The organism is Burkholderia sp. LFS061 (genome assembly GCF_047978125.1).
Taxonomy (GTDB): Bacteria; Pseudomonadota; Gammaproteobacteria; order Burkholderiales; family Burkholderiaceae; genus Burkholderia; species Burkholderia pyrrocinia_C.
Genome location: NZ_JBFPFS010000054.1, coordinates 14,180 through 40,077 on the forward strand (window position 1 = coordinate 14,180; position 25,898 = coordinate 40,077).

The window sequence follows — 25,898 nt, forward strand, 5'->3', positions numbered from 1 at the left end:
CGTGTGATCCGGATGAACCACGGCACGGCGGAACGGCAACCGGCGGACCGCATGAGCGCCATCGAATGGCGGCCGGCCATCAAGCGGCGATCGCCGCGACCAGTGTGCAGCCGGCAGCGCGGGTGCGCTATTTCGAGATGTACCACAGCGCATCCGTGCTGACGCGCGCCGGCTGAGCGGCCGCAGCCGGCGCCTTGGTCGTTGGGGTCGGCGGCGGCGTATTCGACGTCACCGCAGTCGGCCACGTGGCGGCCGTATTCGGCATATTGGCCGTACTCGGTGTGTTCGACGCCGTCGCCGTCGCGCCCGACGTCGACGACGTGTTCAGATACCACAGTGCATCGGCCGACGCCGTACGCGTCGCCGGCGTATTCGCAGCGGCTTTCGATGCGGACTGCGCCGAAGTCGAAGGCCCGGGCCGCTGCGTCCCGGCCGCCTGTGCCGTCATCCCGGCCGCGCCGCGCTGCGCGCGCGCCTCGAACGGCCCCAACTGGAAGATCAACGTTTGCGCGGGGCGCGTCAAGACGGCATACGGAAACTGCAGTTCCCACGACATCAGCACGCGGCCCGACGACGTTTCGGTGAAGATCGCCGGCACGTGCTTCATGTCGCTGAACTGCACGTAGATCCGTGCACCGTCGTCGAAGACCTGGGTCGGCTTCGCCTGGTCCGCGCCCGTGACCGTCCATCCGAAGTTGTACGTACCGGCCGGACCGGCAGGCCCGCCTTGCGGCGGAGGAGGAGGCGGGGCCGGCGATACCGTGCGCGCTCGCGTGACCTGCGGCGCCGCGACGCTCAGGCTCGCGAACGGGTTGTACGCCTGTTGCTGTTGCGGCGGCGTAAAGGAAGGCGGAAGGATGGGCATGGGAGTATCCGGCGAATCCGGCATGGTCCGGATTGCATCATAGACTTTGCGCGCATACGCGAGGCGCTTGTCGGGCGACGCGGAGTTGTACGCGCCGATCGCGTTCCAGTTGGGGCCGAGCTGGCGGATGTTCTGCGACAGGATCCACGCGCCGACATACGCGTTCGTGCATGCATCGAACAGGCTCTCCCGCGTGATGCCTTCGCGCGCGAGCGTCGGCAGCCACGTGCTGTTGATCTGCATCAGGCCGATGTCGACCGTGCCGTTCGTATTCGTATTGACGGCGTTCGGATTCATCCCCGATTCGACCTGCGCGATGCCGCGCATCAGGGCGACGCTCACGTGCTGGAACGCGGCCGCGTCGTCGAGGCAATCGGCGCGCGCGACGCCGTGCAGTACGCACGACATCGCGATCGTCGAGGCGACCTTCAGCGTTTCGCGGCTGATCGAACGGGTTGTCTGACGCGGCATGGCAGGATGGGGCGGAATCCGGCCGCCCGGTGCAAGGAAATGACGAGAGACGCGAAGTGTGCCATAGCGAGCAGACAAATGGCTCGCGTCAAACTTTCCTTTGCAATTGCCCAGGCGCTCGCCCCGCATTTTTATCGCGTCGGATCATCGGTCGCGATGACGGTGGATCGGTAAAAATGGCCGCCATTTCTGCGAATGCCGGTGCAGTGGTGGTGCGCTGAATACTGACGTATCGCGTCAGTCATGCCGGGAGAACGGCGCTGAATCAAGCGGAATGGAAATCGCCCGGCAATCGGTGTCCGGGCCGGAAAGGGCGATGAAAAGACGACCGAAAGACGACGGCGGCCGAAGCCGCCGTGCGGGTGCATGCGGTTCCGGCCGGCCGCGCGGCGCGCAACCGGCCGCTTCGCATCAGAAGCGGTGGCGCAGGCCGAGGTTGACCATCGTCTGCGAGCTCGTGCCCGCATAGCCGTACGAACCGATCGATGCCTGTGCGGCCATCGAGCCGCCGTTGCCGTCGCCGGTCTGGCCGCTCGCGTGCTGGTAGGCGGCGGTCAGGTAGACGTCGGTGCGCTTCGACAGGTTGTAGTCCGCGCCGGCCGACACCTGGTGATAGGTGGCCGACGTGTCGCCGCCCGAGCGCGTGTAACTGTAGCCGACGCCGACGAGCAGCGCGTTCGTCGCCTGGTAGTTCACGAAGCCTTGCCCCGTGTTGTAGTGCTCGTTCGAGCCGAACACCGAGCTCGCGTCGCGGCGGTACTGCGCGTTGCTGTAGCCGAGGCCGAACGTGAACGGGCCGGCGACGTACTGGCCGGCGATGCGCGCGATGCCGATCGAGTGCGCGCTTGCATAACCGTTGTTGATCGGGCCGTCGAACGTGCCGTCCGACGAGCTGGTCCAGCCGCTGCGCAGGCCGTTCGACGCGGGGCTGTTGGTCGCGTGGAAGTAGCCGCCCGCGACGCTGAACGGGCCGTTGTTGTACGACACGGCGGCCGAATACGACTGCGCGGAGCCCGTGCTGCCGGCAATGCCGCCGAACGAGTACATCGCCGCGAACTGCAGGCCCGAATAGACGGCCGACGTGTACTTCACCGCGTTGTCGACGCGGAAGCTGTTGTCGTAGTTGTCGACGTCGCCCGGCGTCGCGAATACGCTGCCGAGATAATTGTCGGCGGTGATGCCCTGCACGAGGTCGACGAGCGGATCGTACTGGCGGCCGAACGTGAGCGTGCCGTAGCGGTCGCTCGTCAGGCCGACGAACGCCTGGCGGCCGAACAGGCGGCTGCCCTGGCCCTGCCGGCCGTTGCTCGGGTCGAAGCCGTTCTCGAGCTGGAACAGCGCCTTCAGCCCGCCGCCGAGATCCTCGGTGCCTTTCACGCCCCAGCGGCTGCCGGCCAGGTTGCCCGCGCTGCTGTTGCCGAGCATCCACGCGTTGTCCTTGCCCTGCGCATGGTTCACGTAGGTGATCGACGTGTCGATCACGCCATACAGCGTGACGCTCGACTGCGCATGCGCGACGGGCATTGCCGCGAACGACGCGACGGAAATCAACGAGAGGGTCGTGCGTTTCATTTCATCTCCTTGCGCATTGGCTTGTGTTCGTGATCCGGAATGGCAGGAGACTACAGATCCGGAATAAAACGGCAAAAACGAAATTCTCTTTTGTGGCCTGATGCGGACAGGAATGTACTCGGAAACGCACCATTGATGGATTTGAATTATTGATAATCGCGTATCAATCGGTTGTCATTTCGCGATTTAATTATTGCGATTTACATATTCCGTGATAATTTCCGGCGATTTTCGGGGAAATGGCGGCGGCCGGACTATTGTTATTGATCCGTCAAATGATTATTTAATGAATTGAATTGGCCGGGCTGTAAGGAACGTGTTAGCGGCGTATCGCCTGCGGCCGGCGACGGCATCGCGGCATCGCTGCCGCGTAGCTGTCGCGCACCGAAACCACGGTCGCAAGCCTGCTTTTGTATATAATAATCATTCTCATTTACAAAATTGCACCGCCTGCACACCCCGGAACCCGGCCATGTCCGCTGACAAGCTGTCTCTCCATCGAGAAATCGACGCCCTCTATGCCGGCCATCACGCGTGGCTGCGCGGCTGGCTGAGCCGGAAGCTCGGTTGCGCGCACCGCGCGGCCGACCTGGCGCACGACACGTTCATGCGCCTGCTCATACGCGACGAGCCGATCGGCGTCGACGAGCCGCGCGCGTTCCTGACGACGGTCGCGCAGCGCGTGCTGAGCAACCACTGGCGGCGCGAGCAGATCGAGCGCGCGTATCTCGACGTGCTCGCGCAGCGTGCGGAAGCGCATGCGCCGTCGCCGGAGGAGCGGGCCGTCGTGCTCGAGACGCTGCTCGAAATCGACCGGCTGCTCGACGGCCTGCCGCTCGCGGCGAAGCGCGCGTTCCTGCTCGCGCAGCTCGACGGTCTCACGCAGGCCGAGATCGCGCGCGAACTCGGCGTGTCGCTCGCGACGGTAAAGCGCTATCTCGTGAAGGCCGGCACGCAGTGCTTCTTCGCGATGGCGGCCTGACCGATGGCCGCCCCGGGAGCGCCGGCGGTGCCACCGCACGTCGCGCGTCGCGCGGTCGAATGGTGGGCCGACCGGCAGGCCGGCCGCACGGACGACGCATTCGACGCCGCGCTCGCGCGCTGGCGTGCCGAGGATCCGGCGCACGACGCGGCATGGCGTCATATCGAAACGATGCAGCGCAGGTTCGGCGGGCTGGCGGCCGGGCTCGATACTCAGGCCGCGCACGCGGCGTTGCTGCCGCCGCGTGCGGGCCGCCGCCGCGCGGCCGCGAAGGTGTTGGCCGTGCTGCTGTTCGCGGGCAGCGCCGCATGGATGGCCGAGCCCGCGCGGCGCGCGGCGGTCTGGCCGGCCGATCTGCGAACGGCGGTCGGCGAACGGCGCACGGTGACACTCGCGGATCGCACGGTCGTCGTGCTCGATACCGATACGGCGCTCGATGTACGCTTCGACGACACCGCGCGCCGGCTGCGCCTGCTGCGCGGCACGATCATGGTGACGAGCGGCCACGACGATCGCGTGCACGCGCGGCCGCTCGTCGTCGCGACCGCGCAGGGCGAGCTGCGGCCGCTCGGCACGCGTTTCGCGGTACGGCAGCGCGACGGTGCGACGCGCATCGAGGTGTTCGCCGGGGCCGTGCGCGTGCAGCCGGTCGACGCGACGGCCGGCACGCGTGTGATCGCGGCAGGCGAGGGTGCGGATTTCACGCGCGACGCAATCGGCGCGCCGGCACCGCTCGATGCGTATGCGTCCGCGTGGACGGACGGCATGCTCGTAGCGTCGCGCATGCGGCTGGCCGACCTCGTCGCCGAGCTCGACCGCTATCGCCGCGGCAGCCTGCGCTGCGATGCGGCCGTGGCCGACCTGCGCGTGTCGGGCACCTATCCGCTCGACGATCCCGCGCGCGTGCTCGACACGCTGACGGCGACGCTGCCGATCGACGTCGACTACCTGACGCGCTACTGGGCGACGGTCGTACCGGCCCGATCGTGAGCGCTGCGAAATTTTTTTTGCCGACCTGAGCTGTTTCTCGATGTTCGCGTGACATGGGTAATGAAAGCAGCACTGGCCCATCGTCCACCGACTCTCCGATCATGGTTTCCATCCGTCTCACGTATCGGCGCCACCCGGCGCCCGCCCGTCATCTGCCGCGTGCATTGCGCCCGGCCGCGCCCGCCGCACCGGGCCGCTTCGCGCGCCGGCTGGCCGGTGCCGTCCTGCTGTCGGCGCTGCTGCCGCTGCCCGCGCTGGCCGACACCGACACCGATGCGGTGCCTGCCGCGCAGCGCGCATCGCGTCGCGCGTTCGACATTCCGGCCGGCCCGCTCGAAGCGACGCTGAACCGGTTCGGGCGCGACGCAGGCATCCTGCTCGCGTTTCCGGCCGAGCTGACGGCCGGCCTGACGAGCGGCGGCGTACAGGGCCGGTTCGACGTTGACGGCGCGCTCGACCGCCTGCTGGCGGGCACGGGGCTCGTCGCGCTGCGCCAGCCGGGCGGCGGCTACACGCTGATGCGCGCGAGCGGCTCGGTCGCGCAGCCTGCGGCGGCCGGCGTGGCCGCAGGCGCCGAGTTGCCCGCGATCAATGTGCGCACCAGCGCGCTGCGCGCCGAAAGCTATCGAGCGCCGAAGGAAGCGGGCGTGCTGCGCTCCGACATCCCCCTGCTCGATACCGCGCAGGCCGTCAACATCGTGCCTGCGCAGGTGTTGCGCGACCAGCGCCCGCGCAACCTGGACGACGCGCTCGGCAACGTGAGCGGCATCACGCAGGGCAACACGCTCGCGGGTACGCAGGACACGATCATGAAGCGCGGCTTCGGCGGCAATCGTGACGGCTCGATCATGCAGAACGGAATGCCGCTCGTGCAGGGGCGCGCGTTCAACGCGGCGGTCGACAGCGTCGAGGTGCTGAAGGGGCCGACGTCGCTGCTGTACGGTCTGATGGACCCGGGCGGCGTGGTCAACGTCGTCACCAAGCAGCCGCAGCTCAAGCGCTACAACGCGATCTCGCTCGGCGCGTCGACGTTCGGGCACGGCAAGAACGGCGGCAGCGCGACGTTCGACTCGACGGGGCCGGTCGGCGATTCGCGGCTCGCGTACCGGCTGATCGTCGACCAGTCGAACGAGCAGTACTGGCGCAACTTCGGCGAATACCGGCAGACCTTCGTCGCGCCGTCGCTCGCGTGGTACGGCCGCGATACGCAGGTCGTCGTGTCCTACGAATATCGCAAGTTTCATTCACCGTTCGATCGCGGCACCGCGCTCGACCCGCGCACCAACGCGCCGCTCGACATTCCCGCGCGGCGGCGCATCGACGAGCCATTCAACAACATGGACGGCGAATCTCACCTCGCGCAGTTGAGCGTCGATCACCAGTTCAACGCGGACTGGAGCGCGCATTTCGGCTACAGCTACAACCGCGAGACCTACGACGCGAACCAGTTGCGCACGACGGGCGTCGATCCGGTGAAGGGCACGATGACGCGCAGCAACGACGCGACGCACGGCTCGCTCAGCACCGACAGCTACGGGATCGGCTACGTGAACGGCAAGCTGATGCTGGGCGGGATGCAGCACGACGTGCAGGTCGGCTTCGATACCGAATACCGCCGCATCTACCGCAAGGACATGCTGCGGCAGGCCGTGAAGACGCCGTTCAGCTATCTCGATCCCGCCTACGGGCTGCTGCCGCCGTCGAGCACGGTGTCGGCGAGCGACAGCGACCAGACCGACACGCTGCACGATGCGTCGGCGTTCGTACAGGACACGATCCACCTGACCGACAAGTGGATCGTGTCGGGCGGGTTGCGCTACATCACGTACAACCAGGTCGCGGGGCGTGGGCGGCCGTTCGTCGCGAACACCGATCTCAGCGGCTCGAAATGGCTGCCGCGCGCGGGCGTCGTCTACAAGTGGACCGACACGTTCTCGCTGTACGGCAGCTATTCGCAGTCGCTGAAGCCGTCGTCGTCGATCGCGCCGATGACAGGCTACATCATCGACGGCGCGACGCCGCCCGAGGAAGCGACCGCGTGGGAAGTGGGCGGCAAGCTCGACCTGCCGGGCGGGATGACGGGCACGCTCGCGTTGTTCAACATCGACAAGAAGAACGTGCTCGTGTCGCAGTACAACGACGCAACCAAGCTGACCGACTGGCGCACGTCGGGCAGGGCGCGTTCGCGCGGGATCGAGCTCGACGTGTCGGGCAAGCTCGGCGAACGCGTGAACGTGATCGCGAGCTACGCGTACATCGATGCGAAGACGACCGAGGATCCGCTGTACACGGGCAACCAGCTGTGGAACGTCGCGCGTCACACCGCGTCGCTCGCGGCCGTCTACGACTTCGGCACGGTGGTTGGCGGCGACGACCTGCGCATCGGCGCGGACGTGCGCTACGTCGGCGCGCGGCCCGGCGATTCGGCGAACAGCTTCACGCTGCCTTCATACGTGCTTGCCGACGCGTTCGCCACGTACGACACGCGGATCGGCAAGCAGAAGCTGTCGTTCCAGCTCAACGTGAAGAATCTTTTCAATCGCACGTACTACCCGTCGAGCGCGAACCGCTACTTCGTCGCGATCGGCGATGCGCGACAGGTGTCGTTGCTGACCACGCTGCAGTTCTGACCAAACAATCGCCGCGCGGCCGAAACGACGGCGCGCGGCTTCGGAGAAGATCCAGATGAACCGGAAGATGAAGACCGGCGCCGTGCGCGCCGTTGCCGCCGGAGCGCGGCGCCGCGCGTTGCGCGCGATCGCGGGCTCGGTGTTCGCGCTGTGCGCGGGCCTGGGTGCAGGTGTATCGACACCCGCGTTGGCAGCCGATGCACCGCCGGCCGTCACGCGCGTCGCGATGCTCGTGCAACTGCGCGGCCCGAACCTGAAGGTCGACGAGCGCATCGGCCAGCATCTCGGCGAACGCGGCTACGCGGTGCGCCTGATCGACGAGTCGGCGACGCCCGATGCGGCGCGCGATGCCGACCTGGTCGTGATCTCGTCGACGGTGTCGTCGAAGAACGTGCGGCCGGGCTGGCGCACGCTCGACAAGCCGCTCGTGACCTGGGAGAACGACCTGCTCGACGATTTCGCGATGACGGGCAAGCGTCACGACGTCGACTTCGGTGAAACGGGCAAGGAGCGCTACCTGTGGCTCGTCAACGCGCCGCATCCGGTTTCGGCCGGGCTGCCGGCCGGCGCGACGAACGTATACGGCAAGCAGGCGCCGATGAGCTGGGGCAAGCCGGGGCTCGGCGCGATCACGATCGCGACCGTGTACGGCCAGCCCGACAAGGCCGCGATCTTCGCGTACGAGAAGGGTGCGACGATGGACTACGAAGCACTCGCGCCGGCGCGCCGCGTGATGTTCTTCCTCGACAACGACACGTTCACGAACCTGTCGCCGGCCGGGCTCGCGCTGTTCGACGCGGCCGTCGACTGGGCGGCCGGGCGGCGCTGATCCGCAACGGCTACGGCGTCGCCGGGCGCGCGACTCAGGTCGCCGGTGGCGGCGAGCGCCGCCGCGATGCCTCTTCGATCAACCGGGCCAGCATCTGCGCCGGTTCCGACATCGTCCGCCGTGCGCGATGCACGAGCCCGATGTCGCGGTGAAACGTGTGGTGTCCGAGGTCGATCGCGTGCACGCCGGCCGGCCAGCGGCGATACGCGGCGGTCTGCGGCACGATCGCGATGCCGACGCCGTTCTCGACCAGCTTGACGATCGCGTCGAGCTCGTCGAGTTCGCAGGTGTCGCGCACCGCGATGTGCATCTTCCGCAGAAAACGATCGACCTGGCGGCCGCCGAACGACGCACGGTCGTAGCGCACGAACGGCTCGTTCGCGAGCAGCGCGGCCCAGTCCTTGCCCTTCACGCCGCGCGGCACGATCAGCCGGAACGGCTCCTGCGCGAGCGTCGTCCAGTGCAGGTCGCTCTGCAGCGAAAACGGCGGCCGGATGATCGCGGCCATGTCGATCTCGCCCGCGTCGACGCGGTTGACCAGCTCGATCGACAGCCCCGGTATCACGCGTGTGCGGCACGCGGGATGCCGGCGATGGAAATCGGCCAGCGCGGCCGGCAGCAGCGCGCTCTGCACCGACGCGATCGCGCCGATCGTCACGCGCACGGCGGCCGGCGAGCCGGGCGCGGTCGAGCTCAGGTTCTCGTACTGACGGATCAGCGCCTGCGCCTGGTCGAGCACGTGATGGCCCATCTCGTTGAGACGGGCCGAGCGGCCTTGCCGGTCGAACAGCGCGAAACCTAGTTCGGCTTCGAGGCGCTGCATCTGTGCGCTGACGGCCGCCTGCGTCAGCCCGATACGGTTGCCCGCAGCGGCGAACGTGCCTTCGCGGGCGACGGCGACAAGGGTTTTCAGCTCGCGAATCATTGATCAATTCTGTTTGTGAATGGCAAAACTATATATTGATTTAATTTTTTCCTGACGGTGTCTACCATGGTGCGATCCTCGCGCCATGCGAGCGTTCCTTCACGAGGCAACCATGAGTCTTTCCCCGTTTCACCTGGCGATTCCGGTCTACGACCTGCCGGCCGCGCGCGATTTCTACGGCCGCGTGTTCGGGCTGGAAGAGGGGCGTTCGAGCACGCAGTGGGTCGACTTCGACTTCTACGGGCACCAGCTCGTGATTCACGAGCATCCGAAGACAGCGTCGCAGGACGGCGCGCATACGAATGCCGTCGACGGTCACGACGTGCCGGTGCCGCATTTCGGCGTCGTGCTCGACTGGGCGAGCTGGGAAGCGCTGGCCGAGCGGTTGAAATCGTTCGGCGTGACCTTCGCGATCGAACCGTACGTGCGGTTCAAGGGGCAGGTCGGCGAACAGGCGACGATGTTCCTGTTCGATCCGTGCGGCAATGCGCTCGAGTTCAAGGCGTTCCGCGACATTGGGCAACTGTTCGCGAAGTGACGGATCGGGCGAGTCTGCGCCGATTGAAAATGGGTGCGAGAATGCGGCCTCATGCCGGGCCGCGTGCAGGCGCTCCGGCCTGCGCCGCGCCGCACGGCATCCGTCCGTGCGAGCCGTTCTCCAAGGAACCCGTATGGACAGTCACATCGCTCCGGTGGAGCTGAAGAAAGCCTACCGTCTCCTCAACCACGGCCCGACCGTGCTCGTGTCGGCCCGCCACGACGGCGTCGACAACGTGATGGCCGCCGCGTGGGCGTGCGCGCTGGACTTCCTGCCACCGAAGCTGACGGTCGTGCTCGACAAGTCCGCGAAGACGCGCGAGCTCGTCGAGCGCAGCGGCACGTTCGTGATCCAGGTGCCGACGGCCGCGCAATTGCAGCTCACGCACGCGGTCGGCAGCCACAGTCTTGCCGAGCGGCCGGACAAGCTGCGCGAAGCGGGCGTCACGCTGTTCGACGTCGACGGCCATGACCTGCCGTTCGTCGCCGGCTGCTCGGGCTGGCTCGCGTGCCGGCTGATTCCCGAGCCGCACAACCAGCAGACCTACGACCTGTTCATCGGCGAGGTGATCGGTGCGTGGTCCGACACGCGCGTGTTCCGCGACGGCCACTGGTATTTCGAATCGGCCGATCCGGCGCTGCGTAGCCTGCACTACATCGCGGGCGGCAATTTCTATGCGATCGGCGAGTCGCTGCACGTCGATCCGGACGCGCAATAAGCGTTACGCAGGCGTTCTTTCCCGGTCCGGGCGCGCGGTTTACGCGCGCTTTTCCAATTCCGCCAGCATCGCTTCGGCGAACGCCTGCGCGACGCGCGGCAGCGTGCGCCCGCGTTTCGTGACGAGCGCGATCGGCCGCACGAACGCGGGATCGTCGATCGGCTTCGCGACCAGCTCCGGTTCGGCGCGCACCTCGCGCGCGGTCGCGGGCAGGATCGTCACGCCGAGGCCGCCGCGCACCATCGCGACGGCCGTCATCATGTAGGTCGGCTCGCACGCGATGTCGGGCGTGCAGCCGGCCGCTTCCAGCGCGGCGTCGACGACGCTGCGCACGCTCGTGCCCTGCGCGGTCAGCACGAGCGGCACGCCCGCGACGTCGGCGGTGCTCACGCGGCGCTTGCGCGCGAGCGGATGATCTTTCGGGCACACGACGACGAGCCGGTCGGCGCCCGTGTACAGCACTTCCAGCGATGCATCGAACGCATCGCCTCCCGTCAATCCAAGATCGGCTTCCTCGTTGCGTACGAGCGCGGTGACGAGGCTCGCGACGCCGTCGCGAATCTCGAAGCCCGCGCGCGGCACGTCGCGCCGGAACGACTGGATCAACTCAGGCAGCACGCTGGACGCGAAGGTCGGCAGGCACGCGAGCCGCACCGTGCCGCTCGTGCCTTCGCCGAGCGCGCGCGCATCGCGCAGCACGCGCTCCATGTCGTCGAGCGAGCGCTGCAGCAGCGGCAGCAGCTCGCGCCCGGTCTGCGTGAGTGCGACGCTGCGGCTGTTGCGGTCGAACAGCCGCGCGCCGACGATTTCCTCGAGCCGGCGGATCTGCACGGTCAGCGCCGGCTGCGACAGGTGCAGCCGCGCGGCCGCGCGCGTGAAGTTGCCGGCGTGCGCGACGGTGACGAAGGCGCGGATGTCGCGAATATTCAGATCCATAACGATTCGTGATTGCTGCGATCAAATCATTTCAATTGTGCTATCGCTGCGCCGACCTTACGCTCGTCTCCAACAAAAGACAAGGTAGGAGACACGGATGCTGCCGTTACTCGGGCTTGGCACGATCGTCGTGCTGCTGGCCGCGATTCTGTCGAAGCGGATGTCGCCGCTCGTCGCGCTGATCATCGTGCCGATCGCGGCGTCGCTGATCGGCGGTTTCGGGCTGCACACCAGCAAGTTCGTGATCGACGGGCTGAAGGGCCTCGCGCCCGTGGTCGGGATGTTCGTGTTCGCGATCCTGTATTTCGGGACGATCACCGACGCCGGCACGCTCGACCCGATCATCGACCGCATCCTGCGTGCGGTCGGCACGCGGCCGACGCGCATCGTGATGGGCACGACGCTGCTCGCGCTGCTGATTCATCTCGACGGCTCGGGCGCTGTCTGCTTTCTCGTGACGATACCGGCCGTGCTGCCGCTGTACGACCGGCTGAAGATGGATAGGCGCGTGCTGGCCGCGGCCGTGTCGATGGCCGCGGGCATCAACTTCCTGCCGTGGACGGGGCCGATGATCCGCGCGTCGGCGTCGCTGCACCTGCCGGTGTCGGCGCTGTTCAATCCGCTGATTCCGGTTCAGGCGATCGGGCTCGTGTTCGTGTTCGGCGTCGCGTACTGGCTCGGGCGGCGCGAGGAGAAGCGGCTCGGCCTCACGCGCGACGATGCATCGATCCCGCTGCCGACGCGCGAACTGACGCCCGACGAGCAGGCGCTGCGCCGGCCGCACCTGTTCTGGTTCAACCTCGTGCTGACGCTCGTCGTGCTCGGCACGATGGTCGTGATGGGCGAGAAGATCCCGCCGGCGATCATGTTCATGGTCGGGCTGTGCATCGCGCTGATGGTGAATTACCCGGACGTCGACATGCAGAGGAAGCGGGTCGACGCGCATGCGCGCGCGGCGCTGATGATGGCCGGCATCCTGCTCGCGGCCGGCGTGTTCACGGGGATCATGCAGGGCAGCGGGATGCTGAAGGCGATGGCGCAGGCGGCGGTCGGCTTCGTGCCGCCGTCGATGGCCGGCCATATTCCGGTGGTGCTCGGCCTCGCGTCGATGCCGCTCAGCATGCTGTTCGATCCCGATTCGTTCTACTTCGGCGTGCTGCCGGTGATCGCGGAGGTGGCCGGCCAGCTCGGCGTGCCGGCCGTGCAGGTCGGGCAGGCCGCGTTGCTCGGCCAGATGACGACCGGGTTCCCGGTCAGCCCGCTGACGCCCGCGACGTTCCTGGTCGTCGGCCTGTGCGGCATCGAGCTGGCCGAGCATCAGAAATTCACGTTCCCGCTGCTGTTCGGCGCCTCGATCGTGATGACGATCGCGTGCGTCGTGCTGGGCATCTTTTGATTTTTCCCGGCGGCGCACCCGCCGGACGACGGTACGGACATGACTGCAAAGCAACCTGAACGGCGCGTGCGCATCGGCGCGGGCGCCGGCTACTCGGGCGACCGGATCGAGCCCGCGGTCGAGCTGGCCGAACACGGGCAGCTCGACTATCTCGTCTTCGAATGCCTGGCCGAGCGCACGATCGCGATCGCGCAGCAGGCGCGCCGCAAGGATCCGGCGCTCGGCTACGACCCGCTGCTCGACGCGCGAATGCGTGCGGTGCTGCCGGTCGCGGTGCCGAAGGGCGTGCGCATCGTATCGAACATGGGCGCGGCGAACCCGCGTGCAGCCGCGCAGCGCACTGCACGGATCGCGCAATCGCTCGGCATCGCGGGGCTGAAAGTCGCGGCGGTCGAAGGCGACGACGTGCTCGACGTCGTGCTGCGCGGTGCGTTCCGTTTCGAGGAATCGGGCGACGAAGTCGCCGCGTATCGCGACCGCATCGTGTCCGCGAACGCGTACCTCGGCGCCGCGCCGATCGTCGACGCGCTCGCGGCCGGCGCGGACGTCGTGCTGACCGGGCGCGTCGCCGATCCGTCGCTGTTCGCCGCACCGCTGATCCACGCGTTCGACTGGCGGATGGACGACTGGGACACGCTCGGGCAGGCGACGGTCGTCGGCCATCTGCTCGAATGCGCGGGGCAGGTGACGGGCGGCTATTTCGCCGATCCCGGCTACAAGGACGTGCCGGATCTCGCTCGCCTCGGCTTCCCGATCGGCGAAGTCGCGGCGGACGGCTCGGTCGTGATCACGAAGGTGGCGCACGCGGGCGGCCGCGTGAGCGCGGCGACCTGCAAGGAACAACTGCTCTACGAGATTCACGACCCGGCGCGGTATCTGCAGCCCGACGTCGTCGCGGATTTCACGCGGGTCGCGGTCGCGGAGGAAGCAACGGACCGTGTGCGGGTGACGGGCGGGCGCGGCACCGCGCGGCCCGATACGCTGAAGGTGTCGGTGGCGTACGTCGACGGCTACATCGGCGAAGGGCAGATCTCGTACGGCGGCTCCGGCGCGCTCGAACGCGCGCGTCTCGCGCTCGACATCGTCCGCGAGCGGCTGGCGCTGACCGGCGTCGCCGCGACCGAGTTGCGCTTCGACCTGATCGGCGTCGATTCGCTGTATGGCGACGCGACGCCGGCCGTGCGCGGCGAGCCGGCCGAGGTGCGCGTGCGGGTGGCCGGCCGTGCGGCGAGTGCCGACGAAGCGGTGCGGATCGGCAACGAAGTCGAGACGCTCTATACGAACGGGCCGGCCGGCGGCGGCGGCGCGTTCAAGTCGACGCGCGAGGTGATCGCGGTGCAGTCGGTGCTGCTGCCGCGCGCGGCGGTGACGCCGTCGTTTTCATTCGTGGAGGCATGATGCAACTGCGTGAACTCGCGCACGCGCGCACCGGCGACAAGGGCAATACGCTGAATGTGTCGGTCATCTGCCGCGATCCGCGTCATTACGACCATCTGCGCACGCATCTGGATGCCGGCAAGGTGAAGGCGTGGCTCGCGGGCATCGTGCACGGCGACGTCGTGCGCTACGAATTGCCGGCACTGGGCGCGTTCAACTTCGTGCTGCGCGATGCGCTCGGCGGCGGCGTGACGCGCTCGCTCGCGCTCGATGCACACGGCAAGTCGGTCAGTTCGGCGTTGCTGGCGATCGAGGTGCCCGACCCGGCGTGACGGACGGCGTCCGCGCCGGGGTGCGGGCACAAGGTCACGGAATCAGCAGCTCGCGGCGCCCGTCCGCGTGTTCGATGCGCTCGCCGGCGATGTGCAGGCGCTGATCCTTTCGATAATCGTAGATTGCGCGCGACGCGGCGAGCGGGTCGAAATCGTGTTGCCGGCTTCGAAAATCACGTTGCCGAACGGATCGACCGCGAGGCTGTCGCCCGCGAACACGACGTCGTGTGTGCTTTTGCCTGCCCGGTTTCGCTTTTTTTCGCCGGTCCGACCAGTCCGACCTCAAGTTGCGTCTCGCGCGGTCGTTAAGGACGATTGAGTGCCCATTTGACCAATCGAAAACAACGCGGCAACCGGAGATCACCGTCATCATGCTGTCATCGATTCGCGCCCGAATTCTGGCGACCTGCGTCGCCATCGTGGTCACGGCCCTGGCCGTGACAGGCGGCCTTGTTTACTACGTCGTCAAGCAGCACAACGACGCAACCATCGACCAGAACCTGCAGTCCGTCCTGACCGGCCACGCGCTCGCGCTCGACGAATGGGTCGCGAGCCGCGCGCAGCAGACCCAGGCGCTCGCGGACACGCTGGCGCCGGGCGAAGGCGATCCGCTGCCGGCGCTGACGCTGCTCGGCAAATCGGGCGGCTTCCAGGTGCTCACGCTCGGCCTGCCGGACCGCACGGCGTTCTCGAACGTCCCGCTCGCGGCCGGCTACGATCCGACCGCGCGCCCGTGGTTCAAGCAGGCGGTCGAGGCCGGCCGGCTCGTCGTCACGGCGTTGTACCGCGACGCGTCGACCGGCAAGCCCGCCTTCGCGTTCGCCGCACCGATCGTGCGCGGCGGCACGCTGAAGGGCGTGCTCGCGGCGAGCCTCTATATGGAGCGCGCGAGCGCGATCGTGGCATCGATGCACCCGACGCCGTCGAGCTTCGCGTTCCTGGTCGACAAGAGCGGGCGCCTGATCGCGGGCGCGAAGACCGATCTGATCATGAAGCCGGCCGTCGAGCTGTCGCCCGAACTGACGCCGGAGCGCCTCGCCGGCCTGCAGGCGGCGACCGAACCGGTGGCGATCGACGTGGACGGCGTGACCAAGCTGCTCCGCGCGCGCCCGATCGCCGGGACGGACTGGTCGCTCGTGATGGCGCTCGATCGGTCGGACGTGACGGCCGGCATGCGGGCCGTCGCGACGACGACGCTCGTTGCGATCCTCGTCGTCGCCTGCGTCGCGGCAGCGCTCGTCGGCGCGCTGACGAACGCGGCGTTCAAGCGCGTGCTGCTCGTGCGCGACGCGCTGACCGACGTCGCGAGCGGGAGCGGCGACCTGACGAAGCGGCTGCCGGCCGACGGCCGCGACGAGGCCGCGCAGATCGCGCACGCTTTCAATATGTTCGCCGAAAAGATCAGTGCGATCCTGCTGCAGATTCGCGGCTTCAGCGAATCCGTGAACGTGGCGAGCGCGGAGATCGCGCAGGGCAACCAGGATCTGTCGAGCCGCACCGAACTTGCGGCATCGAGCCTGCAGGAGACGGCGGCCGCGCTCGAGGAGATCGCCGGCACGGCACGCAACTCGGCCGATGCGGCCACGCAGGTGAGCCGGCTGGCGGAATCGGCGTCGGGTGTCGCCGTGCGCGGCGGCGAGGTGGTGAGCGAGGTGGTCGCGACGATGGACGAGATCACGAAGGCGTCGGCCGAGATCTCGAACATCATCGGCGTGATCGACGGCATCGCGTTTCAGACCAACATCCTCGCGCTGAATGCGGCCGTCGAGGCGGCGCGCGCGCACGAGCACGGGCGGGGCTTCGCGGTGGTCGCGGGCGAGGTGCGCACGCTCGCGCAACGCAGCGCGGTGGCGGCCAGGGAAATCAAGCAGTTGATCCAGTCGTCGGTCGAGAAGATCGAGGGCGGTTCGGGGCTCGTGCAGACGGCCGGTGCGACGATGGACGAGATCGTCGAGGGCGTGCGCGGCATCACGAGCGTGATCGCGGAAATGACGGTCGCGGCGAACGAGCAGAGCACCGGGCTCGCGCAGGTGAACCAGGCCGTGTCGCAGCTCGATCACTCGACGCAGCAGAATGCGGCGCTCGTCGAGGAATCGGCTGCCGCCGCGGCGCTGTTGCGCGAGCAGGCGGCGCAGCTCGCGCAGACGGTCGGCGAATTCAAGCTCGCGGGTTCGCACCGGGCCGAAACGGTATCGGTGTGATCCGGCCGCGGTCGCCGAAGGCTGCGAGAGGGATGCACGAAGGGGGAGCGGCGGAACGGGCGCCGTGCGTGTACGCTACGGGCTCGCGGGTGCATGCCCGCGCGCGCGGCGCGGGCCGCGCGCATCGACCGGGTCCTGCAATGAAGAACGAAATCGTAACGCCGGCCGGCGCGAATGGCGAGGCCGGGCGTCGTCGCCGGTTCGCGGCTTCGCCAGCCGCATTTGCCGCACTCACGGTGCTCGCCGCGCTCTCCGCGTCGTCGCCTGTCTCCGCGGCCGATCCGATTCATCCGGACCGTCAGTTGCAGAAGTTCATTAGCGACAGCTACGGCACGTGGCGCGCGGACCGCAAGGGCTGGCAGTCGGACGCGGGGGATTCGATATATTCGCCGTGCGGCTCGCTGCGCGTTGCGACTGCCGACGGCCCGCGGTATCTGCTCGCGATGTGCGGCGAGACCGAAGCGGCCGTGCAGAACGGAATGCCGGGTATGGACAGCGACGCCACGCCGGGCACGGTCGATCTGTACGTGCTGCGGCTTTCGCCGGACGGCAAGGGACTCGAAGCGGTGTCGAAGAAGACGGACATCGCGTCCGGCACGCGCGGCGAGCCGGGCACGCCGCGTATCGAGCGGCTCGGGCCGCACCTGTTTGGTTTCGTCATCGGCGACGGCGATTCGCGACAAGGCTATACGCAACGTATCCGTTCGATCTGGCTGCCGTACGGCGATGCGCTGGTGCTTGCGGCGGCGCGCATCAACGAGGCGCTCGACAATGCAGAGTCGAACGAATGCGCGAACGCCCCGGTGCGTTGCGAAGCGCTGCGCTTCGAGATCACGCCGGACCTGACCGGCACCGGCGCCGTCTATCCGTTGATCGTGACCGAAACCGGCACGCGCGGCGATCGCGCGGTCCGGGCGCGCTACGTGGTGAAATTCGACGCGGCGCGTGGCCGCTACGTCGTGCCGAAGGCGGTGCGGGAAGGGTATTGAGTGGTTGCAGCGCGACGCGAAGGCCGCGTCGCACCCTCCGCGCATCACACGTACAGGTAACGCACCAGATGGAAGAACACCGGCGCGGCGAAGCAGATCGAGTCGACGCGATCGAGCATCCCGCCGTGGCCGGCGATCATCGAGCCCCAGTCCTTCGTGCCGAGCGAGCGCTTGACGGCCGACAGCACGAGCCCGCCGACGAAGCCCGCGATCACGATCGCGAGCGAGATCCCGAACGCCGCGCCGAAGCTGAACGGCGTCACGCGATACAGCGACGCGCCGCACAGCGTCGCGAGCAGGCCGCCGCCGACGAAGCCTTCGACCGTCTTCGACGGCGACAGCTGCGGCGCGATCTTGCGGCGCCCGAACAGCTTGCCGACGACGTACTGCAGCACGTCGCTGATCTGCACGACGACCAGGAAGAAGAACAGCAGCAGCGCGTTCTGCCCCGCGTAGCGCGGAATGTCGAGGATCAGCACGGCCGGCGCGTGGCTCAGCCCGTACACGCATACCATCAGCGCCCAGTTGATCTTCGCGTTGCGGCTCAGGAATTCGCGCGTGTCCTGCGTGAGCGCCGACACGAGCGACATCGCGAAGAACAGGTGCACGGGCACGAAGATCGAATACATCCCGTACCAGTTGATCCCGAGCAGCAGGTACTGCACGGGGATCGCGACGAAGAACGCGATGAAGAGCGTCGTGTGGTCGCTCGCGGTGGTCGGCGTGAGCGTGATGAATTCGCGCAGCGTCAGGTACGACAGCAGCGCGAACACGAGATACGTGACGTTGTTGCCGAGGCCGATCGCGATGGCCATGATCGCGATCATCGCCCACCACGCGCGGATGCGCTGGTTCAGGTTGACGATGGTCGAGCTCGTGCCGCCGCTGCGCGCGCCGAGGATCGCGCCGATCACGGTGGCGACGACGAGCACGCCCGTGACGCCCGCGACCAGTTCCCAGAAGAGAGTTCGCATGGGGATATCCGGAAAAAGGGAGTGGAGGGCGCCGCGTTCAGCCCGCGGGCCGCTGCGGCGCGAGCGCGACGATCGCGTCGCGCATGCGGGCGAGGAACGTCGGCTTGTCTTCCTGGTCGCCGAGCGCATCGTTCGCGCCGAAGTGCACCTTGCAGATCAGCGGCACGGGCCAGATCGCGCCCTTCGGCATGATGCGCTGCAGGTTCTCGAGGTAGACCGGCGCGAGCGCGACGTTCGGGAACTCGGTCGCGAGATGGAACAACCCGCTCTTGAACGGCTGCGGCAGCACGTCGGCGCCGCGCGTGCCTTCCGGGAAGATGATGATCGAGTGGCCTTGCCGTAGCGCGTCGCGCACCGGTTCGAGCGGGTCGCCGCCGGATTCGCGGTGACGGTCGATCAGCACCACGTTCAGCAGCTTCTGCGCGATGTGGCGCTTCATGTCGCTGCTGTCCCAGTAGTCGCGCGCGGCGACCGGCCGCACGACCGCGCGCACGTCGCGCGGCAGCGCGGCGAGGATCGCGAGCGTGTCGATGTGGCTCGTATGGTTCGAGAAATAGATCTTCTGCGTCGGGGACGGCGGCGCCAGATGCCAGACCGGATACGCGCCGGCGACGAGCCGCACGATGGACAGCAGGAAGTCGCGCTGCCAGACGTCGACGATGTTCATCGGCGCGGTGCCTCCTGCCTGCATGCCCGGCCTGCCGCGCATGCGCGGCGGGCGGGATCCCGGAATGCCGGCGCGGCAGGATGCGCGCCGGACGGCCTTTGTTTAAATTTTTTCAAGTTCGTGGCTGCCTGTCGCAGGTCCGCGATAATCGGACGGTTCGCCGTCACGCCACGCTGCGTAGCGGCGAATGTGCCGGTCGGCGGCGTGATGATCGGCCATTGCACGAGCGCCCGTTTGCAGTTCGAATGGATCCTCGCTGCGATCGGGCCAGCGGATTATCGCGAGTTTCCGCCAAAAACGCCAGATTGGCGCCGCGCGGGCGGCCCCGTGGCGTGCTTGACGCATCGGAGCGGCTCGGCGACGATGAGGGCCGTCCATTGAAGGCCGACGAAGGCCGTTTCGCCGCCCGGGGCATGGCGGCGGGAAACGTGTCCGACTGTGCCGCGCGAAAAATACGAATACGAAACGATGAGCCTCTACGCACTCAAACCCAAATTCCAGGACCGTCTGCGCCCGTTCGCGAATTCGCTCGCCGAACGCGGCGTCACCGCCAACCAGGTCACGCTGTTCGCGGCCGGCGGCTCGATCGTCGTCGGCGCGCTCGCCGGGCTTGGCGTATTCGCCCGCGTGCTGTTCCTGCTGATTCCGTTGTGGCTGTTCGCGCGGATGGCGCTCAACGCGATCGACGGCATGCTCGCGCGCGAACACGGGCAGAAGAGCACGCTCGGCGCATACCTGAACGAGCTGGGCGATATCGTGTCCGATGTCGCGCTCGTGCTGCCGTTCCTCGCCATTTCCGCGTTCGCTCCGGCGGACGTCTGGCTGTTCGCGCTGACGGCGGTGATCGTCGAATGCGCAGGGCTGATCGGGCCGCTCGTCGGCGCAACGCGCCGCTACGACGGCCCGTTCGGCAAGAGCGACCGCGCGCTGGCCCTCGGCGCGTTCGCGCTGTGGATCGGCTTCGGCCTGCCGGTCGGCAGCATCGCCGCGTGGCTGTGGCGGCTGCTGATCGTGCTGTCGATCGTGACGGTGGTGCGGCGCGTGCAGGCCGGCATCGCCGAAAAGGGCGGTTGACCGACGAGGCGCCGGAGGGCGGCGCCACATGATTCGAATAACGAAACGAGAGAGATCGCATGAGCACACGCACGGCCCGCGAGGCCGGCTTCATCACGCACGACGGCGAAACGCTGTTCTATCGTCACTGGCCCGCGACGGGCCCGCACTGCCGCGGCGCAATCGTGCTGCTGCATCGCGGCCACGAGCATTCGGCGCGCGTCGCGCATCTCGTCGACGAGCTCGACCTGCCGGATTTCGCGTTTTTCGCATGGGACGCGCGCGGCCACGGCCGCTCGCCCGGCGCGCGCGGCTATAGCCCGAGCGCGGCCGCGTCGGTGCGCGACCTGCAGACCTTCGTCGAGCATATCCGCGACACGCACGGCATCGCGATCGAGGACATGGCCGTGGTCGGCCAGAGCGTCGGTGCAGTGCTGGCCGCGACCTGGGCGCACGACTACGCGCCGCCGATCCGCTGCCTCGTCGTCGCGTCGCCGGCATTCCACATCAAGCTCTACGTGCCGTTCGCGCGGCCGGGGCTGCGGCTGATGCACAAGCTGCGCGGGCTGTTCTACGTGAACAGCTACGTGAAGCCGAAATTCCTCACGCACGATCCCGAGCGGATCGCGAGCTACGCGTCCGATCCGCTGATCACGCGGCCGATCGCGGTCAACATGCTGCTCGACCTGCACGACACCGCGCAGCGGATCGTCGCCGACGCGGCCGCGATCACCGTGCCGACGCAACTGTTGATTTCGGGCGCCGACTGGGTCGTGCATCGCGGCCCGCAGGACCGCTTCTTCGAACGGCTCGGCTCGGCGCGCAAGGAGCGCATCGTGCTGCCGGGCTTCTATCACGACACGCTCGGCGAGCGCGACCGCGCACAGGCGCTCGCGCCGCTGCGCGCGTTCGTGCTGCGCGAGTTCGATACGCCGAGCCCGCGCGTGTCGCTCGCCGACGCCGACCGGCGCGGCGCGTTCCACGACGAATACGCGGCGCTCGGCCGCCCGCCCGCGAACGTGTTCGCGCGTGCGTACTGGGCGCTCACGCGCGCCGGCCTGAAAGCGGGCGGCGCGCTGTCGGACGGCATCGCGCTCGGGCTGCGGCTCGGTTTCGATTCGGGCTCGACGCTCGATTACGTGTACCGCAACCGCGCGCAGGGGCGGCTCGGCGTCGGCGCGCTGGTCGACCGCACGTATCTCGATTCGCCGGGCTGGGTCGGCATCCGCCAGCGCAAGGTGCATCTGCAGGAGCTGATCGGCGCGGCGATCGGCCGCCTGCGCGGCCACGGCACGCCGGTGCGGATCGTCGACATCGCGGCCGGGCACGGGCGCTACGTGCTCGACGCGATCGCGACGGCCGCCGAGCGCGACGGCGCGGCGCCCGACGACATCACGCTGCGCGACTACAGCCCGCCGAACGTCGAGGCCGGGCGCGTGCTGATCGCCCAGCGCGGGCTCGAGCCGATCGCGCGCTTCGAGCGCGGCGACGCGTTCGACGAGGCGTCGCTCGCGACGCTCGAGCCGCGTCCGACGCTCGCGATCGTGTCGGGTCTCTACGAACTGTTCGGCGAGAACGCGCTGATCGAACGTTCGCTGCGCGGGCTCGCGCAGGCCGTGCCGCCGGGCGGCTATCTCGTCTATACGGGGCAGCCGTGGCATCCGCAGCTCGAATTCATCGCGCGCGCGCTGAACAATCACCGCGGCGAGGCGACCTGGGTGATGCGCCGCCGCTCGCAGGCCGAGATGGACGAACTCGTCGCGCGCGCGGGGTTCCGCAAGCTCGACCAGCGGATCGACGAGATGGGCATCTTCACGGTCAGCCTCGCGCAGCGGCTCGACGCGTCATGAGCGCGCTCGGCGGCGGCGCGAGCGGCCTCGCCGAGCCGGCGGCCGGCGCGCGCGACGCGTCGTTCGCGCTGCGCTTCGGCTGGCTCGCGGCGATGGGCGCCGTGTTCTTTTCGACGTACGGCTTCGCGAACTGGCTCGCCGCGCGCCGCGCGGCAGTGCCGACGTTCGCGTTCGGCTGGGAGCACGCGGTCCCGTTCGTGCCGTGGACGATCGTGCCGTACTGGTCGATCGATCTTCTGTATGCGCTGTCGTTCTTCTTCTGGACGCGCCGCGACGATCTGCTCGATCACGTGAAGCGGTTGCTGACCGTGCAACTGGTGTCGGTCGCGTGCTTCATCGCGTGGCCGCTGCGCTTCGGTTTCGAGCGACCCGACCCGGGCGGCGCGGCCGGCGCGCTGTTCACGCTGCTGATGGGCTTCGACAAGCCGTTCAACCAGGCGCCGTCGCTGCACATCGGGTTGCTCGTCGTGCTGTGGGCCGTCTATGCGAAGCATCTGCGCGGTACGGTCGCGCGCGTGGTGCTGCATCTGTGGTTCGCGGCGATCGGCGTGTCGGTGCTGACGACCTACCAGCATCACGCGATCGACGTGCCGACCGGCGCGGCCGTCGGCTGTCTCGCGCTGTTCCTGTTTCCGCTGCGCGATGCCGCGGGCCGGCTGCCGGGCGCCGATGCGTCGCCGGGCGCGGCCGGCCGCGCGCTCGCGCGTCGTTATGCGCTCTGTGCGGTGCTGGTCGCGCTCGTGGCGCTGTGGTGCGTGCCGCGCGCGCCGGGCTGGGCGCTGGCGGCGGGGTGGATCGCGCTGGCGCTCGCGTGCGTCGCGTGGCTCTACCGGCGCGGTGCACCCGGCGCCTTTCAGAAGGATGCGCACGGGCGTTTGCCGGTCTTCATCCGCTGGCTGCTCGCGCCGACGATCGCCGGCGCGTTCGTCAATTCGCGGCTGTGGACGTTTCGGCAGCCGGCGCCGGTGCGGATCGACGAGCGCGTGTCGATCGGCCGCACGCCGACGACGCGCGACGTGCGGCGCCATGGCTTCACGGCGCTGGTCGACCTGACCGCCGAGATGCCGCGCTGGGCGGCGGCCGATGCGTCGCTCGCGTATGCGGCCGTGCCGCAGCTCGACCTCGTCGCACCGACCGCAGCGCAACTCGCGGAGGCAGTCGCTTCGCTCGAGCGCCTGCACGGCGAAGGGCGCGACGTGCTGGTCTGCTGCGCGCTCGGTTACGGGCGCAGCGTGCTGTGCGCGGCCGCGTGGCTCGCCGCGCGGCGCGGGCTCGGCGATGCGCGCGACGCGCTTGCCGCGGTGCGCGCGGTGCGGCCGCATGCAGTGTGGTCGGACGACGGCGTGGCCGTGCTGCAGCACTGGATCGACCGCCGTCGCAGCGCGGGAGGCGTGTGATGCGCGATCCGTCCGCACCGTTCCGGATTGCCGCCGCGCGCGGCGCGCTCGATGCGGGCGTGTGGGCGATCACGGCTGCGCTGGCCGCGGCCGGTGCGGGCTGGTGGATTGCATCGGGCTGGGCGCCGGCGACGATCGCGCGCGTGCTGCTGGCCGTCGTCAGCACGGGGTCGGGGATCGCGGCGCTGTGGTACGCGGTGCGCATCGAGATCGACCGCCGGCTGTTCGCCGCGTTGGCGCGCGCGGCGGCGGGCGATGCGTCGGTCGACGACGGGCTTGCGGCACTCGACCGCGCGCTCGCCGATCTCGGCTGGATCGACGCAGCGAAGGCCGGGCGCGCGCTCGACGCGCGCGTGCGCGGCGCGGTCGGGCTGTGTCGGGCCGGCGTGCTCGTCGCGATCGTGCAGTGGCTCGTGGTCGGGCTCGCGATCGCGATGCCGCAGGTGGGGTAGCGCCTGCTCACGCTCGCACCGGGCTGGCGATCGAGGCTTTCCGCGCGCCCCTCGAGGGGATTTCCTTCGGGCCGGCGTTATACGCGCGCCGCACGCTGCGATCGCGCCCGCTTGGCTTCGTACATCGCCTGATCCGCATGCTCGATCAGCGCGTTCATGTCGGTGCCGTCGTCGGGCAGCATCGCGATCCCGACGCTGACGCCCAGCCGCAGCGCGTGTCCCTCGAATTCGAACGGTTCGCCGACCTGCCGCGCGAGCCGCGTGCTTTGCGTGTGCGCATCGTCGCGGTTGCCGACGTTCGGCAGGATCACCGCGAATTCGTCGCCGCCGACGCGCGCGACCGTATCCGAACGCCGCACCGCGCCAATCATCCGCGCGGCGATCTCGCGCAGCGCGGCATCGCCCGCGCGATGGCCGAAACCGTCGTTGATCGGCTTCAGCCCGTCCATGTCGATGTTGAGGATGCCGAGCCGGCCGTTCGCGCGCAGCGCCGTATGCATCGACTGCCGCAGGCGGTCGTAGAACAGCGCGCGGTTCGGCAGGCCCGTGAGCGCGTCGTGCGTCGCGCGCAGGTACAGCTCGTTCGCCTCGTTGCGCGCGGCGTGGAACATCGCGGCGGCGATCAGCCCGGCCGTCAGCCGCAGCGTGCCGGCGTCGGCCTGCGAGAAGCCGTCGACGTCCGGCGACATCACCTTCAGCACGCCGACCGTCGTGTCCGCATGCGTGAGCGGCATCACGAGCATCGAGCGCAGGCCGACCCGGCGGCACGCGTCGCGATCGACGCGCGGATCGGTTTCCGAATCGACGCAGTGCAGCAACTCGCCGCGCTGCACGCACAGGCCCGACAGGCTGCCCGAGCGCCGCAGCCGCAGGCCGAGCATTCCGGCGGCCGTGCCCGACGCGGCGCGGTACACCATGTCGTCGCCTTCGGCGAATTCGACCGCCGCGGCGCTCGCGCCGGTGAGCAGCGGCACCTGCTCGGCCACATAGGCCATTACGCTGCCGAGGTCGAGACCGAGTTTCGCGATTTCGGTTTGCACGGCGATGATGCGCAGCAGCGTGTCGGGGGATGGGGTGGCAGTGTCGACGATTTGATCCAAGTCGGTTTTCCGCGAAGAAAGATCATCAGGCGGTGCGGGAGTGCGGTAGCATACGCGCCGCCCCCGCGGCAGTGTCTTGCGGGCGGTCTGCAACGGACCGCCGCCGGCATGCCGGCCCGGCCGGCCGCGTCGGCAGTATGCCGTTCGGTCCCGCCGGCGGCAATGGCGAAAATTTTGCCATTCACTCCTTTTGCGCAGCATTTCCGACCGGATTGAGGTTTTTTCGCTTCACTGTCGCGAATCGGGGTAAGTTTTGTCCTATTTTTGAGATAGTGTGACGAATGAGCGCGTGCGGGTGCCAGGCGCGCGCGCAAACACGACGACAGCCGATTAAAGAATGTGCCGCTTCGTTTCGATAAATGAATCGGGCCAGTTAATTGATATGAGGGAAGCAGTGGGGATGTTCACTCACGGGCATGGCTGCTTTGCGCGCGTCGGGTTCGATGCGACGGACGACCGGATGACCCTGACGAAATGGAGCGGCGCATGAAGCCGGCCGCGTCGCTGCTGGTCCTGTCGATCGCCATGGCCGGCGCTTTTCACGCGGCCGTGTTGTCGGCCGCTCCGATGCCGGCGGCCGTTGCGGCGTCCGGCGCCGGTAATGCGGCGGCGCCCGGCGATGCGCCGGTGCTCGCGGCCGCGCCGGCGGCGGCC

23 protein-coding genes are annotated in these 25,898 nt (G+C 68.5%); 15 read left to right on the forward strand and 8 right to left on the reverse strand.

Features of this window, described 5'->3' with window-relative positions; genetic code table 11:
* Positions 1-127: 127 nt before the first annotated feature.
* Both ACNQQL_RS31270 and ACNQQL_RS31275 read right to left on the reverse strand, forming a co-directional pair.
* Positions 128-1,336, reverse strand: coding sequence for a transglycosylase SLT domain-containing protein (locus tag ACNQQL_RS31270; RefSeq protein ID WP_347068077.1), 1,209 nt, complete (start codon positions 1,334-1,336; stop codon positions 128-130).
* A 411-nt stretch (positions 1,337-1,747) separates the two neighbouring features.
* Positions 1,748-2,908 carry a porin gene (locus tag ACNQQL_RS31275; RefSeq protein WP_072435801.1) on the reverse strand — a complete coding sequence of 387 codons (1,161 nt, stop codon included), beginning with the start codon at positions 2,906-2,908 and terminating at the stop codon, positions 1,748-1,750.
* 472 nt (positions 2,909-3,380) lie between these two features.
* Here ACNQQL_RS31275 and ACNQQL_RS31280 point away from each other — a divergent pair, with 472 nt between their 5' ends.
* Genes ACNQQL_RS31280 through ACNQQL_RS31295 form a run of 4 tightly spaced genes read left to right on the forward strand, consistent with a single transcriptional unit; the run spans position 3,381 to position 8,339 of the window.
* On the forward strand, positions 3,381-3,890 hold the full coding sequence (locus ACNQQL_RS31280) for a sigma-70 family RNA polymerase sigma factor (RefSeq protein ID WP_347068079.1): 510 nt from the start codon (positions 3,381-3,383) through the stop codon (positions 3,888-3,890).
* 3 nt (positions 3,891-3,893) lie between these two features.
* Positions 3,894-4,880 carry a FecR domain-containing protein gene (locus ACNQQL_RS31285; protein ID WP_347068081.1) on the forward strand — a complete coding sequence of 329 codons (987 nt, stop codon included), beginning with the start codon at positions 3,894-3,896 and terminating at the stop codon, positions 4,878-4,880.
* Between the two features lie 53 nt (positions 4,881-4,933).
* Positions 4,934-7,510 carry a TonB-dependent receptor gene (locus ACNQQL_RS31290; RefSeq protein ID WP_347068083.1) on the forward strand — a complete coding sequence of 859 codons (2,577 nt, stop codon included), beginning with the start codon at positions 4,934-4,936 and terminating at the stop codon, positions 7,508-7,510.
* A 55-nt stretch (positions 7,511-7,565) separates the two neighbouring features.
* Positions 7,566-8,339, forward strand: a complete 774-nt coding sequence (locus tag ACNQQL_RS31295; protein WP_347068085.1) for a hypothetical protein — start codon at positions 7,566-7,568, stop codon at positions 8,337-8,339.
* Between the two features lie 34 nt (positions 8,340-8,373).
* Here the strand turns inward: ACNQQL_RS31295 and ACNQQL_RS31300 are convergent, their stop codons facing one another.
* A complete protein-coding gene (locus tag ACNQQL_RS31300; protein WP_347068087.1) occupies positions 8,374-9,264 on the reverse strand; it encodes a LysR family transcriptional regulator in 891 nt (296 codons plus the stop codon).
* 112 nt (positions 9,265-9,376) lie between these two features.
* On the opposite strand from ACNQQL_RS31300, the gene ACNQQL_RS31305 reads away from it, so the two are divergent.
* Together ACNQQL_RS31305 and ACNQQL_RS31310 are read left to right on the forward strand one after the other, a co-directional pair.
* Entirely contained in the window at positions 9,377-9,802 is a 426-nt protein-coding gene (locus ACNQQL_RS31305) for a VOC family protein (protein ID WP_347068089.1), read from the forward strand.
* A gap of 133 nt (positions 9,803-9,935) precedes the next feature.
* Positions 9,936-10,520, forward strand: a complete 585-nt coding sequence (locus tag ACNQQL_RS31310; RefSeq protein WP_347068091.1) for a flavin reductase family protein — start codon at positions 9,936-9,938, stop codon at positions 10,518-10,520.
* A gap of 39 nt (positions 10,521-10,559) precedes the next feature.
* Here the strand turns inward: ACNQQL_RS31310 and ACNQQL_RS31315 are convergent, their stop codons facing one another.
* Entirely contained in the window at positions 10,560-11,456 is an 897-nt protein-coding gene (locus ACNQQL_RS31315; RefSeq protein ID WP_347068093.1) for a LysR family transcriptional regulator, read from the reverse strand.
* Between the two features lie 97 nt (positions 11,457-11,553).
* Between ACNQQL_RS31315 and ACNQQL_RS31320 the strand changes: the two genes are divergently transcribed.
* The 3 genes from ACNQQL_RS31320 to ACNQQL_RS31330 are packed head-to-tail and all read left to right on the forward strand — an operon-like array spanning position 11,554 to position 14,561.
* On the forward strand, positions 11,554-12,852 hold the full coding sequence (locus ACNQQL_RS31320; protein ID WP_204426175.1) for a CitMHS family transporter: 1,299 nt from the start codon (positions 11,554-11,556) through the stop codon (positions 12,850-12,852).
* A 39-nt stretch (positions 12,853-12,891) separates the two neighbouring features.
* Positions 12,892-14,250, forward strand: a complete 1,359-nt coding sequence (locus ACNQQL_RS31325; RefSeq protein WP_347068096.1) for an acyclic terpene utilization AtuA family protein — start codon at positions 12,892-12,894, stop codon at positions 14,248-14,250.
* Positions 14,250-14,561, forward strand: coding sequence for a hypothetical protein (locus tag ACNQQL_RS31330; protein WP_034183467.1), 312 nt, complete (start codon positions 14,250-14,252; stop codon positions 14,559-14,561). The genes ACNQQL_RS31325 and ACNQQL_RS31330 overlap by 1 nt, the downstream gene beginning before the upstream one ends.
* Before the next feature lie 34 nt (positions 14,562-14,595).
* Here the strand turns inward: ACNQQL_RS31330 and ACNQQL_RS31335 are convergent, their stop codons facing one another.
* Positions 14,596-14,934 carry a hypothetical protein gene (locus tag ACNQQL_RS31335; RefSeq protein ID WP_347068098.1) on the reverse strand — a complete coding sequence of 113 codons (339 nt, stop codon included), beginning with the start codon at positions 14,932-14,934 and terminating at the stop codon, positions 14,596-14,598.
* Here ACNQQL_RS31335 and ACNQQL_RS31340 point away from each other — a divergent pair.
* Positions 14,933-16,762 carry a methyl-accepting chemotaxis protein gene (locus ACNQQL_RS31340; protein WP_347068100.1) on the forward strand — a complete coding sequence of 610 codons (1,830 nt, stop codon included), beginning with the start codon at positions 14,933-14,935 and terminating at the stop codon, positions 16,760-16,762. The genes ACNQQL_RS31335 and ACNQQL_RS31340 overlap by 2 nt on opposite strands.
* Before the next feature lie 140 nt (positions 16,763-16,902).
* A complete protein-coding gene (locus ACNQQL_RS31345; protein WP_347068102.1) occupies positions 16,903-17,751 on the forward strand; it encodes a topoisomerase IV in 849 nt (282 codons plus the stop codon).
* A 44-nt stretch (positions 17,752-17,795) separates the two neighbouring features.
* Here the strand turns inward: ACNQQL_RS31345 and ACNQQL_RS31350 are convergent, their stop codons facing one another.
* Both ACNQQL_RS31350 and ACNQQL_RS31355 read right to left on the reverse strand, forming a co-directional pair.
* Positions 17,796-18,725: a phosphatidate cytidylyltransferase gene (locus tag ACNQQL_RS31350; RefSeq protein WP_034183328.1), complete on the reverse strand. Its 930-nt coding sequence runs from the start codon at positions 18,723-18,725 to the stop codon at positions 17,796-17,798.
* Positions 18,726-18,762: 37 nt separating this feature from the next.
* Positions 18,763-19,392, reverse strand: a complete 630-nt coding sequence (locus tag ACNQQL_RS31355) for a lysophospholipid acyltransferase family protein (protein ID WP_347068104.1) — start codon at positions 19,390-19,392, stop codon at positions 18,763-18,765.
* A 468-nt stretch (positions 19,393-19,860) separates the two neighbouring features.
* On the opposite strand from ACNQQL_RS31355, the gene ACNQQL_RS31360 reads away from it, so the two are divergent.
* The 4 genes from ACNQQL_RS31360 to ACNQQL_RS31375 are packed head-to-tail and all read left to right on the forward strand — an operon-like array spanning position 19,861 to position 24,144.
* Entirely contained in the window at positions 19,861-20,466 is a 606-nt protein-coding gene (locus ACNQQL_RS31360) for a CDP-alcohol phosphatidyltransferase family protein (RefSeq protein ID WP_072436404.1), read from the forward strand.
* Between the two features lie 59 nt (positions 20,467-20,525).
* A complete protein-coding gene (locus ACNQQL_RS31365) occupies positions 20,526-22,295 on the forward strand; it encodes a bifunctional alpha/beta hydrolase/class I SAM-dependent methyltransferase (RefSeq protein ID WP_347068107.1) in 1,770 nt (589 codons plus the stop codon).
* Positions 22,292-23,692 (forward strand): phosphatase PAP2 family protein, encoded by a 1,401-nt coding sequence (locus tag ACNQQL_RS31370; RefSeq protein ID WP_347068109.1) that lies wholly within the window; start codon positions 22,292-22,294, stop codon positions 23,690-23,692. The genes ACNQQL_RS31365 and ACNQQL_RS31370 overlap by 4 nt, the downstream gene beginning before the upstream one ends.
* Entirely contained in the window at positions 23,692-24,144 is a 453-nt protein-coding gene (locus ACNQQL_RS31375; RefSeq protein WP_347068111.1) for a hypothetical protein, read from the forward strand. The genes ACNQQL_RS31370 and ACNQQL_RS31375 overlap by 1 nt, the downstream gene beginning before the upstream one ends.
* A gap of 77 nt (positions 24,145-24,221) precedes the next feature.
* Here the strand turns inward: ACNQQL_RS31375 and ACNQQL_RS31380 are convergent, their stop codons facing one another.
* Positions 24,222-25,244 (reverse strand): sensor domain-containing diguanylate cyclase, encoded by a 1,023-nt coding sequence (locus ACNQQL_RS31380; protein WP_347068113.1) that lies wholly within the window; start codon positions 25,242-25,244, stop codon positions 24,222-24,224.
* Positions 25,245-25,898 lie beyond the last annotated feature (654 nt).

Bases quoted from the DNA above. Each gene is read 5' to 3' on its own strand.
- ACNQQL_RS31375 (WP_347068111.1), top strand. From the start codon at position 23,692: ATGCGCGATCCGTCCGCACCGTTCCGGATTGCCGCCGCGCGCGGCGCG.
- ACNQQL_RS31335 (WP_347068098.1), bottom strand. From the start codon at position 14,934: ATGATGACGGTGATCTCCGGTTGCCGCGTTGTTTTCGATTGGTCAAAT.
- ACNQQL_RS31290 (WP_347068083.1), top strand. From the start codon at position 4,934: ATGGGTAATGAAAGCAGCACTGGCCCATCGTCCACCGACTCTCCGATC.
- ACNQQL_RS31345 (WP_347068102.1), top strand. From the start codon at position 16,903: ATGAAGAACGAAATCGTAACGCCGGCCGGCGCGAATGGCGAGGCCGGG.
- ACNQQL_RS31305 (WP_347068089.1), top strand. From the start codon at position 9,377: ATGAGTCTTTCCCCGTTTCACCTGGCGATTCCGGTCTACGACCTGCCG.
- ACNQQL_RS31330 (WP_034183467.1), top strand. From the start codon at position 14,250: ATGCAACTGCGTGAACTCGCGCACGCGCGCACCGGCGACAAGGGCAAT.
- ACNQQL_RS31285 (WP_347068081.1), top strand. From the start codon at position 3,894: ATGGCCGCCCCGGGAGCGCCGGCGGTGCCACCGCACGTCGCGCGTCGC.
- ACNQQL_RS31295 (WP_347068085.1), top strand. From the start codon at position 7,566: ATGAACCGGAAGATGAAGACCGGCGCCGTGCGCGCCGTTGCCGCCGGA.
- ACNQQL_RS31270 (WP_347068077.1), bottom strand. From the start codon at position 1,336: ATGCCGCGTCAGACAACCCGTTCGATCAGCCGCGAAACGCTGAAGGTC.
- ACNQQL_RS31300 (WP_347068087.1), bottom strand. From the start codon at position 9,264: ATGATTCGCGAGCTGAAAACCCTTGTCGCCGTCGCCCGCGAAGGCACG.
- ACNQQL_RS31340 (WP_347068100.1), top strand. From the start codon at position 14,933: ATGCTGTCATCGATTCGCGCCCGAATTCTGGCGACCTGCGTCGCCATC.
- ACNQQL_RS31355 (WP_347068104.1), bottom strand. From the start codon at position 19,392: ATGAACATCGTCGACGTCTGGCAGCGCGACTTCCTGCTGTCCATCGTG.
- ACNQQL_RS31370 (WP_347068109.1), top strand. From the start codon at position 22,292: ATGAGCGCGCTCGGCGGCGGCGCGAGCGGCCTCGCCGAGCCGGCGGCC.
- ACNQQL_RS31320 (WP_204426175.1), top strand. From the start codon at position 11,554: ATGCTGCCGTTACTCGGGCTTGGCACGATCGTCGTGCTGCTGGCCGCG.
- ACNQQL_RS31315 (WP_347068093.1), bottom strand. From the start codon at position 11,456: ATGGATCTGAATATTCGCGACATCCGCGCCTTCGTCACCGTCGCGCAC.
- ACNQQL_RS31365 (WP_347068107.1), top strand. From the start codon at position 20,526: ATGAGCACACGCACGGCCCGCGAGGCCGGCTTCATCACGCACGACGGC.
- ACNQQL_RS31360 (WP_072436404.1), top strand. From the start codon at position 19,861: ATGAGCCTCTACGCACTCAAACCCAAATTCCAGGACCGTCTGCGCCCG.
- ACNQQL_RS31310 (WP_347068091.1), top strand. From the start codon at position 9,936: ATGGACAGTCACATCGCTCCGGTGGAGCTGAAGAAAGCCTACCGTCTC.
- ACNQQL_RS31280 (WP_347068079.1), top strand. From the start codon at position 3,381: ATGTCCGCTGACAAGCTGTCTCTCCATCGAGAAATCGACGCCCTCTAT.
- ACNQQL_RS31350 (WP_034183328.1), bottom strand. From the start codon at position 18,725: ATGCGAACTCTCTTCTGGGAACTGGTCGCGGGCGTCACGGGCGTGCTC.
- ACNQQL_RS31325 (WP_347068096.1), top strand. From the start codon at position 12,892: ATGACTGCAAAGCAACCTGAACGGCGCGTGCGCATCGGCGCGGGCGCC.
- ACNQQL_RS31275 (WP_072435801.1), bottom strand. From the start codon at position 2,908: ATGAAACGCACGACCCTCTCGTTGATTTCCGTCGCGTCGTTCGCGGCA.